Source organism: Streptomyces sp. NPDC004658 (assembly GCF_040609555.1).
Classification (GTDB): domain Bacteria; phylum Actinomycetota; class Actinomycetes; order Streptomycetales; family Streptomycetaceae; genus Streptomyces.
Window position 1 is genome coordinate 1 of the sequence record NZ_JBEXKG010000205.1, and the last position, 11,249, is coordinate 11,249.

The window sequence follows — 11,249 nt, forward strand, 5'->3', positions numbered from 1 at the left end:
CGCCAGCGGGCCGTCCCGGGGGCGGGAGCGCGGAAGGCGGGCGCGACCGCCGGCCCCGTCGTGACCACCGGCACGTCGAGGAACCGGCGCACCTCTGCCGCCGCGGCCTCGGTGAGGCACAGATACCGGTCGTTGCCCGGATGCAGCCACTGCCGGTGCACCGCGAAGTCCAGCAGGAAGACGGCGCTCGGCACCCGCAGCCCGCCCCGCTCCCGCAGATGCCCCGTCAGCTGCGCGGCCAGATGGAAGACGGACACAACCACGTCGGCTCCCAGCCGGTCCACGAGGTCCGTCAGCCGCTCCCCGGCCAGCCGGGCGAGCGGCACCCCGCTGGGCCGCCGGCCGGGACCGCCGCGCAGGAACGCGCCGTAGACCCCGCCGTACAGCCAGGGCAGGTGCCGGACCGACGCCTGGTAGCCCCGGCGCAGCCCCGTGCCCAGGCCGTACGGCAGCAGCGCCAGCACGTCGACCACCCGGGCCTCGTGGCCCCGGGCGGCGGCCCGCCGCGCCAGCTCGGCGGCCACGGTGTCGTGACCGGCTCCCATGCTCGCGCTGACGATCAGCATGCGCCGCCGGCCGCCCGGCGCGTCCTCGGTGGTAGACACGGAGTCCGATTCTCCGCCGCCGCGACGCCCAAACCGCGCACCCGCCGGCCGTGTCGCCCGGCCGGACGGTCACCCGTGCGCAGCAGCGCGCCGTGCCGGTTCCCGCCCCTCCGGCTGCGAGTCGCGCGGCGCGTGCCAGGCTGGATGAATCGGCACGGGAGAGCGTGCGGTGGGCGGCGAGCAGCGGGAGGAGCCGTGAGGCGGTTGCGGCGCGGCCTGCACCGCGCGTGGCGGTGGCTGCGCCTCCAGGCCTTGTTCGAGCACGGCCGGGAGCTGGAGCTGATGCACAGGGCCATGGGCTTCGCCACCCTGGCCCTGATCACGCTGGCACCGCTGCTCATCGTGGTCGCCGCGGCCGACCCGCTGGTGCGGGGCGGCTTCGCCTCCTGGCTCACCGACGGCATGGGCCTGTCCGGGCGGTCCGCCCACGTCATCACCGACGTCATCAGCCCCCCGCGCAAGGTCATCGGCACCACCAGCGTGTGGAGCGGCGTCCTGCTCGCCGTGTTCGGCGTGTCCTTCGGCGGCAGCGTGCAGAACGCCTACGAGCGGATCTGGGGGCTGGCCTCCGGCCCCTGGCACCGGGTGTGGCGGCAGGCGACCTGGCTGGTGGTGCTGACGGCGTACCTCTACCAGGAGGTCGCGACGAAGGCGACGCTGCACGGGACGCAGCGGATCGTGTTCTCCGCGCTGATCGGTGTGCTGTTCTTCTGGTGGGGCCAGCGCTTCCTGCTCGGCGGGCAGGTCCACTGGCGGTCGCTGCTGCCCGGCGCGGTGGCCACGGTCATCGGCCTGGCCGGCCTCCGCGCCTTCTCCTACCTCGTCTTCACCCCGCTCGTCGTCACCAACGCCCTGAGCTACGGCGCCGTCGGCACCGTGCTCGTCGTGGAGTCCTGGCTCATCGGCGTCGGCTTCGTCATCTACGGCGGTGCCCTGTTCGGCCGCTGGTTCACCGAACACCACTGGGTGTCGTCCCACCACCACGAGGAGCCCGCCCAGCCGGGTGACGGCGAGGAACCCGGCTAGGCCGTTTCTTTCGGATCATCTCGCCGACCAGATGAAGATGGCGGCGAGGTGGAGTCCGGCGAGGTAGATGGTCGCGGTCTTGTCGTAACGAGTGGCCAGGCCGCGCCACTGTTTGAGCTTGTTGATGCACCGCTCGACGGTGTTGCGCTGCTTGTAGGCCTCGCGGTCAAAGGCCGGCGGGCGGCCACCTCGGCGGCCGAGCCGCTTGCGGTTGGCGGCCTGGTCCGCGGGCTGCGGAATCACCGCCCGGATCCCGCGCCGCCGCAGGTGACGACGGATCGCCCGGGACGAATACGCCTTGTCGGCCAGGACCGCCTCCGGTGTCACCCTCGGGCGGCCTGTCCGCCGGGGCACTCGGATTCGAGCCATGACCTGCTCGAATGCGGGTGCGTCGCCGGCCTGGCCGGGCGTGATGACGAAAGCGAGCGGTCGACAGCGGCCGTCGGCAGCGAGGTGGATCTTCGTGGTCAGCCCGCCGCGGGAACGTCCGAGGGCATGGTCGGCCGGCTCGCCGGCCGGAGCCCCTTTTGACGGGCCCCGGCCGCGTGCTGGTGAGCCCGCACGATCGTGGAGTCGACCGCGACAACCCAGTCCAGGTCACCTTCGGCGTCGGCATCGGCGAGCAGGGCGGTGAAGACCTTTTCCCATGTGCCGTCAGCGGCCCACTTCCGCAGCCGGTTGTGGGCGCCTTTCCACGAACCGAAATGTTCGGGCAGGTCCATCCAGGGCGTCCCGGTGCGGTACTTGAACGCGATCGCGTCGATCACCTGCCGGTGATCCCGCCACCGGCCACCCCGCTTCGGTGTCCGATCCGGCAACAACGGCTCGATGCGGGCCCACTGGGCGTCAGTCAACGACACACATCAACCAACGATCCGATGATCTGAAGGAAACGCCCTAGGCCAGCTGCCGGCGCACCAGCTCGTGCAGCCGGCCCCCGGTGTCCGCGAGCAGCTCGGCCGGGGTGCCCTGCTGGACGACCTTGCCGTCCTCCATCACGATCACCCGGTCGGCGTCCATGACGGTCGACAGCCGGTGGGCGATGACGATCCGGGTGGCGTTCAGCTTGCGGGTGCTGTCGATGACGATGCGCTGGGTGTCGTTGTCCAGGGCGCTGGTGGCCTCGTCGAAGAAGAGGATGCGCGGGCGCCGGATGAGAGCCTGGGCGATCATCAGGCGCTGCCGCTGGCCGCCCGAGATCGCGCCGCCCGCCGCGACGATCGTGTGCAGCCCCATCGGCATCCGCTGGATGTCCTCCGCGAGCCCCGCCAGCTCGGCCGCCGCCATCGCCTCCTCGGGCGTGTACGGCTCGGCGCCGCAGATGACGTCCATGATCGAGCCGGTGAACGGCTGGGCGTGCTGGAGGACGACCCCGCACTGGCGGCGCACCGCGGACTGGTCGAGCGCCGCCAGGTCCTGGCCGTCGTACAGGACGCTGCCGGAGACCGGCCGGTCGAAGCCGATGAGCAGGCGCAGCAGCGTGGACTTGCCGCAGCCGCTGGGACCGACGACCGCCACGAACTCGCCCGGCCGTACGGCGAAGGACACGTCGTCCAGGACGAGCGGGCCGTCGTCGGCGTACCGGAAGGACAGCCGGCGGGCCTCCACCGCGCCGGACAGCGGACCGGGGCGGGTGCTCGCCGTGCGCACCTCGGGCGTGGCCTCCAGCACCGGCTTGATCTCCTCGAACAGCGGCAGCGCCGCCACCGCCGACACGAACGCGCCGGTCAGCTGGGTGACGGAGGTCAGGACCATGGTCACCGAGGTGTTGAAGGCGAGGAAGTCCGCCGCCGACATCGCCCCCTTGGCCGGACCCGCCAGCAGCATGAACATCAGCAGGGTGCACACCGGCAGGTAGACCGCGCCGAGGACCGTGGTGAGGTTCTTGATCCGGCCGACCTTCTGCTGGAGTTCCCGGCTGTGCGCGAACTGGCGCGCCCAGGCCGCGTACGCGTAGTTCTCGGCCGCCGCCACCCGCAGCTTCGGCAGCCCGCGCAGCGTCTGGAACGCCTGGTTGTTCAGCTTGTTGCCGAGCACCACCAGGCGCCGCTGCCAGCGCACCTGCCACAGCCCGAGCCCGCCGAACACCGCCCCGATGACGAGGAGCATCCCGATCGCGGCCGTCGCCATCGCCGGGCTGTACCAGAACAGCAGGGCCAGGTTCATCGCGCCGACGGTCACCGACTGGGCGACGACCGGGCCGACGCCCGCCAGCAGCCGGCGGATCGTGCTGATCCCCATCGCGGCACTGGCCAGCTCACCCGTCGAGCGCTGTGTGAAGAATCGGGTGGGCAGCCGCAGCAGCCGGTCCCAGACGGCCGGTTGCAGCGCCGCCTCGATCCGGCCCTCCAGGCGCAGGATGGACAGGTTCTCCAGCAGTGTGAAGGCCGCCGCGACCACCCCGCTCACCATCACCGCCAGGCACACCTGGACGATCAGGTCCTCCTGCGCCCTCGGCACGTACTCGCCGAGCACCTTGCCCGTCGCGATCGGCACCAGCGCGCCGATCGCCACCGTCACCAGCCCCGCGAGGAGCAGGCCCAGCAGGTCGGCGCGGGTGCCGCGCAGGCTGAACCGCAGCAGCCCGAGCGGCCCGAGCCGCTTGTCGGGCAGTGGCCGGTAGAACATCACCGCGCGCGGCTCGAACTCCTCCGCGTTCGCCTTCTCGACGGGTGTCTCGCGCCCCGTCCCGGGGTGGACGGCGACATAGCCGCCGCGCCGCCACAGCAGCGCGACCGGAGCCCCGGACAGCGCCCGGTGGCCGACGAGCGGGCCCACGTTCTCCCGCCACCAGTGCCCGTCCAGCCGGACAGCCCGGGTCCGCACCCGGGAGGCCAGCGCCACCCGCTCCACCGGGTCCAGCCGGTCGCTCTCCGTGCCGGTCTGCGCGGGCTCGGCGAGCCGGATGCCGGCCGCCTCGGCGACCAGCTTGCAGGCCGCGTAGGTGGCGTCGGCGTCGGCGGCCGTCGTACGGCGCGAGGAGCGCTTGCCGATGGAGGCGAGCAGGGTCCGGTCGGCCTGGGCGCGCACGGCCTCACCGGCCTTGATCCCGGCGGCCGTCCGGGTCTCGTGGGTGCGCTCCAGCTGCTCGATCCACCGGTCCAGCGCGGTCAGCAGCCGGTACTGCTGGTCCACCATGCTCTGCCACAGCGCCGGGTCCATCAGCAGGTCGGCCGCGGCCTCCGCGCCGTACAGCGAGCCGTACTGCACGCTGCCCGGCGGCACCTGCATCCAGAACACGTCGTCGTCCGCCGGTACCGCCGCCCGCTCCTCGGCGAGCGGGGCCTGGAAGAGGACGGACAGACCGCGGCCGACACCGAGGGCGAGCGCGTACTCCAGCGGGCTCGACGTCGGCGGCACGTACTGCGGGTTGCCGTACTCGTCGTACGACCAGGTCTGGGTCTGCGCCGGCTGGTACAGCTCGCGCAGGCTGACGCGGTGCACCACGCAGTCCCGGACCGGCCGGGCCACGAGGGTGCGCTGGGGACCGGCGACCGGGCCGAGCAGCAGGGTGCCCGCCTCCAGCCGGCCGAGGTGGTGCCAGTGGCCCTGCTGGGCGGCGTCCACCGCGTACAGGTCCAGGGCGCCGGCCGCGACCAGCCACAGCACCTGCGGACCCTCCAGGTCCAGGCGGCTCAGACCGGCGCAGTCGAACCGCGTGCCGAGCGAGCCGAGCGCCCCGAGGACGAGGTCGCCGTCGAACCCCTCCTGGACAGTCGTCATCTCACCGCTCCCTGACCAGTGCCGCGTACGCGCCGCCGCGCGCCACCAGTTCCTCGTGCCGCCCGCGTTCCACGACCGTGCCGTGCTGGAGGACGACGATCTCGTCGCTGTCGCGGACCGTGCTCAGCCGGTGCGCGATCACCACGCAGGCGCAGCCGCGCCGCCGCAGGTTGTCCATCACGACCTGCTCGGTCTCCGCGTCCAGCGCGCTGGTCACCTCGTCCAGCACGAGGATGCTCGGCCGGCGCACCAGCGCCCGCGCGATCTCCAGGCGCTGGCGCTGCCCGCCGGAGAAGTTCCGGCCGTCCTGCTCGACCCTGCTGTGGATGCCGCCGGGCCGGCGCATCACCACGTCGTACAGCGCCGCGTCCTTCAGCGCCTCCACCACGGCCTCGTCCGGGATCGACGGGTCCCACAGGGCCACGTTGTCGCGGACCGAGCCCTCGAAGAGGAAGACGTCCTGGTCGACGAAGGAGACGGAGGCGGCGAGCGCGCCGCGTGGGATGTCCTCCAGCCGGCGGCCGTCGATGCGGATCACCCCGTCCCAGGGCGTGTAGAGGCCCGAGATCAGGCGGGAGACCGTGGACTTGCCGCTGCCCGAGCCGCCCACCAGCGCCACCTGCTGCCCGGGTCCGACGGTCAGGTCGAAACCGGTCAGCAGCGGCTGGTCCAGCGGGCTGTAGCCGAAGGTGATGTTCTCCAGCTCGACGTGCCCGTGCAGCCGCCGGGTCGAGTCCCCGCCGCCGGGGCGGGCGTAGAGGGGGTCGGCCTGGAAGTTCTCCACGTCCTTCAGCCGGGCCACGTCGGCGGCGAAGTCCTGGATGCGGCCCGCCACGCCGTTGAGCCGGGTCAGCGGCGCGGTGAAGCGGGTGACCAGCGCCTGGAAGGCGACGAGCAGACCGACCGAGATGTGCCCCTCGACCGCGCGCATCCCGCCGATCCACAGGATGAGCGCGCTGTTGAAGGTGGCGAGCGTCGGCGCGACCACGCCGAGCCAGGCGCTCGGCACGCCGAGCCGCTGCTGCTCCTCCAGCGTGGTGGCGTGCTGTCCGGCCCACTTGCGGAAGTAGCCGTCCTCGCCGCCGGTCGCCTTCAGCGTCTCGATCAGCTGCAGGCCGGTGTACGACGTGTTGGTCAGCCGTGCGGTGTCCGCGCGCAGCTTCGCGGTCCGGGTCGCGCGCAGCCGTACGACGAGCCGCATGGCCACCACGTTCAGCAGGGCCACGGCGATGCCGACGAACGTCAGTTGCGGGTCGTAGGTGTAGAGCAGGACCGCGTACAGGACGACCACGATCGCGTCCACGCCGGCCGCCGCGAGGTCGCGGGCCAGGGTCTCGGCGACCTGGTCGTTGGACTGCAGGCGCTGCACCAGGTCGGCGGGGGAGCGCTGGGCGAAGAACGTCACCGGCAGCCGCAGCAGATGGCGCAGGAAGCGGGCGCTGGAGAGGGTGGAGGAGATGATCCGGCCGTGCAGCAGGTTGGCCTGCTGGAGCCAGGTCAGCGCCAGCGTGAGCAGCACGCAGGCGGCCATCGAGGCGAACAGCACGCCGAGCAGCGAGGTCTGGCCGCCGATGAGGAACATGTCGATGTAGGTGCGGCTGAGCGCGGGCACGGCCGCGCCGACCGCCACCAGCAGCAGGCTGGCCAGGACGGCGGCGGGCAGGGTGCCCGCGGTGCCGCGCAGCCGGGCCGGCATCGCGCCGAGCACGCCGGGCTTGCGGCCGCCCTTGGTGAAGCCCTCGCCGGGTTCCAGTACCAGCACCACACCGGTGAAGCTGCCGTCGAACTCCTCCATGGGCACGAAACGGCGTCCCTTGGCGGGGTCGTTGACGTACACCCCGCGCCGGCCGAAGCGGCGGCCCATGCCGTCGTAGACGACGTAGTGGTTGAACTCCCAGAAGAGGATGGCCGGTGCCCGCACCTCGGCGAGGGCGGCCAGGTCCATCTGCATGCCCTTGGCCGTCAGGCCGTAACTTCGGGCGGCCTTCAGCAGGTTGGAGGCGCGGGAGCCGTCGCGGGAGACCCCGCAGGCGATGCGCAGCTCCTCCAGCGGGACGTGCCGGCCGTAGTGGCCGAGGACCATGGCGAGGGAGGCGGCGCCGCACTCGACGGCCTCCATCTGGAGCACGGTGGGGGTGCGGACCGTGCCGGTACGGGACTTGGGGACCGGCCGCTTGGCGGGGGCCGCGCGCCTACGGCCACGGGTCTGCTCGGCGGTGGTCACGGAAGCAGCCAATCGACGGGGTGCTGGTCGGCGAGCCGGACGGAGCCGGTGGCGAGGGTCATGGAGTCGAGCCGGAACGGCGGTCCGTCGGTGGTGGACCAGCGGTAACCGCTCCTGGTCGACGAGGACTTGGCGAGTTCCACCAGGACGGCCACCGGGCGGCCCTCGCGGGTGAACTGCTCGCCGAGCTGGCGGTCGCCGAGGAACGCGGAGATGGACGGGGCGGACTGCGCGGTGCGGTCCACCGACTTGACCTCGCCGCGCAGCACGCCGTACCGCTGCGTCGGTACCGAGGAGACGGTGAGGTCGACCGAGGCGTGCGCCGGGATGGCGGCGGCGTTCTCGGCCGGCACGTAGACGGTCGCGTACAGCGGGTCCGAGGCGTGGGCGACCTTCTCGACCGCGGCGACGTCGGTGCCGGTCTGGACGATCTGGCCGAGGGTGGCGGCGAGCGTGGTGACGCGTCCGGCGGCGACGGTCCGGACGACGGTCTCGCCGTTGTCCGTACGGACCTTGAGCACCGGCGCGTTCGCGGGCAGCCGCTGGCCCTGGCGGGCGAGGACGGCCGTCACCTGTCCGGCCACCGGGCTCTGGAGCAGATAACTCCCCTGCCCGTGGGTGAGGATGGCGGGCGCGCTCACCGTGGAGGCGACCGAGCCGGTCACCGCCCAGACGGAGGCGGCGGCCATGACGACGACGGTGACGCCGAGCGCGAGCCAGCCCTGCGGGCGCGCGAGACGCACCGGGAGGTCCAGCTCCTCGGGTGACTGGAGCTTGGCGAGGGCCTGTTGGCGGAACTGCACGGGACTTCCCTCACCTGTGGGAGAGACGCGGGTGTTTCAGGGCACCGATGAGTCCCGGAGCCGTGGGACGGCTCCGGGACGTCGGTCACACCGGGGGTGCGATCAGAGACCGGCGACCAGGCCGTTGATCGGGGCGGTGTTCAGGCCGGAGACGCCCTCGACGGTGCCGACGACCGTGTTGACCAGGCCGGTCACGCCCGGGGCGACCGCGTTGACGGTGCCCAGGGTGCTGTTGAGGGTGTTCGAGGACAGACCGCCGGAGACGTTGTCCAGCTCGGCGTCCGAGATCTCGACGGTCTCGACCTGGGGGGTGGAGTTCATGGTGGAACTTCCCTTCATATGGATATCTCACAAGGGGGGAGCGGCCCCCTCTGGGGACAGACGGACGGCCGCGGCCGCGGGCGCCGGGCATCCGTCTCCGGAGGCCCGCCGGACCCCGCGGTGCGATGGATCAAAGCACGCACGCGGGGCGCGCTTCCAATCAATCAGGGCTCCCACCTGCGCACTTGGCGTGTGAGGGGGGCGCAACCGTGCAGGTCTGCGCACGCCGTGTCGGCGACTCCTTCACATGCCGCACGGCATCGTCGCGCCGGGCGCCTTGCGCCTCGGATCGCGAATCCGGCACTCCTCGCCAAAGACGTGCCAGGGGGCGCGCGGATGTGCAGATCTCCAGGCGGCCGTGACGCGCCTGGGCATTCGATGTGCAGATTCACTGAAGGGTGGATTCCGCTTCACGTTCGCAGCTGACCGTTACCGATCGGTTGCCGAGCGTGTCGGCTCGGATCCCCGCAAGAACTACGTCCCCCAGACCTTGTCGCGCCGACCTGCTCGGGCGTCAGCTGACCCATGGTCAGCCGACTCGGCGTCAGCCCAGAATCGCGTACACCGTGCCGGCCCGGGCCGCGAGCGCACCCGAGGAGGCGTCGCTCAGCGTGACGTCCGCGAACGCCATGCGGCGGCCCAGTTTCGTGAGCACCGCCTCGATCAGGACGTCCGCGCCGCTCACCGCGCGCTGGAACGAGGTCGACTGCTGCACCGTCGTCATCGGCACGAACCCGCCCCGCGCGGCCGAGACCGCGATCACCGTCGCCGTGTCGGCCGCCGCCATCAGCGCCTGCCCCGACAGCCCGCCGCCCTCCCGGGCCAGCCGGTCGGACCAGGGAAGACGCAGCACGGCCCGGTCCTCGCCCACCGCTTCGACGGTCAGGCCCAGGTCGAGCACCCAGGGGGCGAAGTGGGCGGAGAGGATCTTGTCGGCTTCGGCCGTGGTCATCGTCATATGGCGGATTGTTCCCGGCCGCCCGCCGCTTGACGCGGAGCATGGCCGATTCCCCGCTCCGGTACGGCCGTGCGGAACCGGAATTGAACACACCGCGCGGTCGGTGCGTACGTACGGCCATCCAGGCGCCCCGGTACGAACCCGATACGCACTGCCCGTGAGCGGCAGACCCCGTGGAGGTCGAGAAGTTTGAGTCACAAGCGAATGCCCAAGCGCAAGGCCGCGATAGCGGTGGGCGGTGTCGCGGCGCTCGGGGCGGCGGCCCTCCTGCTGCCCAACGCCAACGCCTCGCAGGACCAGGACAGCGCGACCGCAGGCGGCACGGCGGACGTGAAGACCCTGAAGGCCACGGACGCCTCGGACCTCGCCGGCCGGCTCCAGAAGATCCTCGGTGACGCCTTCGCCGGGTCCTACTACGACAGCGGCAAGCAGCAGCTCGTCGTCAACGTGGTCAGCGGCGACAACAACGTCGTCGTGCAGGCGAAGAAGGCCGGCGCGGTGGTCCGCCAGGTCGACAACAGCACCGCCGAACTCAAGGCCGCCGCGCGGACGCTGAAGGCCAGGGCGACGATCCCCGGCACCTCCTGGGCCGTCGACCCGCGCACCGACAAGGTCCTCGTGACCGCCGACTCCACCGTGACCGGCGCCAACTGGAACAGACTGCAGTCGGCCGTGCGCGGGCTCGGGTCCGGCATGGCGACCCTGAAGAAGTCCTCCGGCACCTTCAAGACCTTCGTCTCCGGCGGCGACGCCATCTTCTCCCAGGTGCCGGGCGGCAGCGTCCGCTGCTCCCTCGGCTTCAACGTCACCGCCTCCGACGGCAGTCCCGCCTTCCTGACGGCCGGTCACTGCGGCGTCGCCGCCAAGGAGTGGTCCGACTCCGAGACCGGCCGGCCCATCGCCACCGTCGACCAGGCCACCTTCCCCGGCGAGGGCGACTTCTCCCTCGTCAAGTACAACGACCCGAACACCCAGGCGCCCAGCGAGGTCAACGCCGGCAACGGCCAGACCGTCCAGATCAACCAGGCCGCCGACGCCACCGTCGGCGAGACCGTGTTCCGGATGGGCTCCACCACCGGGCTGCACGACGGCCAGGTCACCGGCCTCGACGCCACCGTCAACTTCCAGAGCGAGACCGACCCGAACGGCGTCGACACCGTCACCGGCCTCATCCAGACCGATGTCTGCGCCGAACCGGGGGACAGCGGCGGCTCCCTGTTCACCCAGGACGGCAGCGCGCTCGGCCTGACCTCCGGTGGCAGCGGTGACTGCACCAGTGGCGGCGAGACCTTCTTCCAGCCGGTCACCACCGCCCTCCAGGCCACCGGCGCGACGCTCGGCGCCGGCGGAGCCGGAGCCGGAGCCGGAGCCGGTAACGGTGCCGGGGACCAGGCGGGTGCGGGTGACCAGGCAGGTGCCGGCGATCAGGCCGGCGCGGGTGACCAGGCGGGTGCGGGTGATCAGGCCGGTGCCGGTGACCAGGCCGGGGCCGGCGGTGACCAGATCGGGGGCGGCGCCGATCCCTCCGGCGCCGACGCGGCGGACGACGGGTCGTCGGCCCCCGCCGGCTCCCACTGACCGAAGACCGG

Annotated in this window: 7 protein-coding genes and 2 pseudogenes; 2 read left to right on the top strand and 7 right to left on the bottom strand. The window is 72.3% G+C overall.

All coding sequences use genetic code 11. The annotated features are described in order from the left end of the window. Window positions 1–605 (bottom strand): annotated as a pseudogene (locus ABZV94_RS36860) (galactosyldiacylglycerol synthase); the annotation flags it as partial. A 204-nt stretch (window positions 606–809) separates the two neighbouring features. On the opposite strand from ABZV94_RS36860, the gene ABZV94_RS36865 reads away from it, so the two are divergent. Further along, entirely contained in the window at window positions 810–1,631 is an 822-nt protein-coding gene (locus tag ABZV94_RS36865) for a ribonuclease BN (RefSeq protein WP_356348576.1), read from the top strand. 15 nt (window positions 1,632–1,646) lie between these two features. Here ABZV94_RS36865 and ABZV94_RS36870 read toward each other — a convergent pair. The 6 genes and pseudogenes from ABZV94_RS36870 to ABZV94_RS36895 form a co-directional block, all read right to left on the bottom strand. Beyond that, a pseudogene (locus tag ABZV94_RS36870) lies at window positions 1,647–2,491 on the bottom strand (IS5 family transposase). A 37-nt stretch (window positions 2,492–2,528) separates the two neighbouring features. Further along, entirely contained in the window at window positions 2,529–5,354 is a 2,826-nt protein-coding gene (locus ABZV94_RS36875) for an NHLP bacteriocin export ABC transporter permease/ATPase subunit (RefSeq protein WP_356348561.1), read from the bottom strand. Window position 5,355: 1 nt separating this feature from the next. Beyond that, window positions 5,356–7,578 (bottom strand): NHLP family bacteriocin export ABC transporter peptidase/permease/ATPase subunit, encoded by a 2,223-nt coding sequence (locus tag ABZV94_RS36880; RefSeq protein WP_356348564.1) that lies wholly within the window; start codon window positions 7,576–7,578, stop codon window positions 5,356–5,358. Beyond that, window positions 7,575–8,381, bottom strand: a complete 807-nt coding sequence (locus ABZV94_RS36885) for an HlyD family efflux transporter periplasmic adaptor subunit (RefSeq protein WP_356348566.1) — start codon at window positions 8,379–8,381, stop codon at window positions 7,575–7,577. Before ABZV94_RS36885 ends, ABZV94_RS36880 begins: the two co-directional genes overlap by 4 nt. Before the next feature lie 102 nt (window positions 8,382–8,483). Next, window positions 8,484–8,702, bottom strand: a complete 219-nt coding sequence (locus ABZV94_RS36890) for a type A2 lantipeptide (RefSeq protein WP_356348569.1) — start codon at window positions 8,700–8,702, stop codon at window positions 8,484–8,486. Between the two features lie 544 nt (window positions 8,703–9,246). Then, complete coding sequence (locus tag ABZV94_RS36895) at window positions 9,247–9,660, bottom strand: PaaI family thioesterase (RefSeq protein ID WP_356348571.1); 414 nt, start codon at window positions 9,658–9,660, stop codon at window positions 9,247–9,249. A gap of 204 nt (window positions 9,661–9,864) precedes the next feature. Here ABZV94_RS36895 and ABZV94_RS36900 point away from each other — a divergent pair, with 204 nt between their 5' ends. Then, window positions 9,865–11,238, top strand: coding sequence for a S1 family peptidase (locus tag ABZV94_RS36900; RefSeq protein WP_356348573.1), 1,374 nt, complete (start codon window positions 9,865–9,867; stop codon window positions 11,236–11,238). Window positions 11,239–11,249: the final 11 nt, after the last annotated feature.

Excerpts from the sequence above, each read along its gene's own strand:
- ABZV94_RS36875 (WP_356348561.1), bottom strand. The coding sequence starts at position 5,354 with ATGACGACTGTCCAGGAGGGGTTCGACGGCGACCTCGTCCTCGGGGCG.
- ABZV94_RS36890 (WP_356348569.1), bottom strand. The coding sequence starts at position 8,702 with ATGAACTCCACCCCCCAGGTCGAGACCGTCGAGATCTCGGACGCCGAG.
- ABZV94_RS36895 (WP_356348571.1), bottom strand. The coding sequence starts at position 9,660 with ATGACGATGACCACGGCCGAAGCCGACAAGATCCTCTCCGCCCACTTC.
- ABZV94_RS36900 (WP_356348573.1), top strand. The coding sequence starts at position 9,865 with ATGCCCAAGCGCAAGGCCGCGATAGCGGTGGGCGGTGTCGCGGCGCTC.